General features: G+C 62.5%; 1 protein-coding gene. It reads left to right on the top strand.

The window, feature by feature from the left end:
* On the top strand, positions 1-180 hold a 180-nt coding region (locus ACRHOZ_RS21185; protein WP_431130318.1), incomplete at its 5' end, for a hypothetical protein.
* Positions 181-251: the final 71 nt, after the last annotated feature.

Genomic DNA, 251 nt, shown 5'->3' with positions numbered 1-251 from the left:
CGCGTGTACTGCCCGGGCTGGGTGGCCCTGTTCCGTTGGCTCAAGCCGTTGTTGTCCACCCGGGTAGGCCAATGTCCCATCCGCAACACCGTTGCCAAGCTGATGCCCCAGATGGATGCCGAGGTCGCCGCGCTCGGCCGCTTTGCCAGCGCCTACACCGAATCACTCGAGAATTCCTAGAGGTTCTGTCGCGCTCGATTCAGGACAGGTCGCGGAAGGCGAGTGCGAACCCGATCACTCCGATAATGGCA

This window comes from Flagellimonas flava (genome assembly GCF_050617915.1).
Lineage (GTDB): Bacteria > Bacteroidota > Bacteroidia > Flavobacteriales > Flavobacteriaceae > Flagellimonas > Flagellimonas flava_A.
Note: the sequence above shows the minus strand (reverse complement) of the source record. Positions and strands in the feature narration are given on the sequence as shown.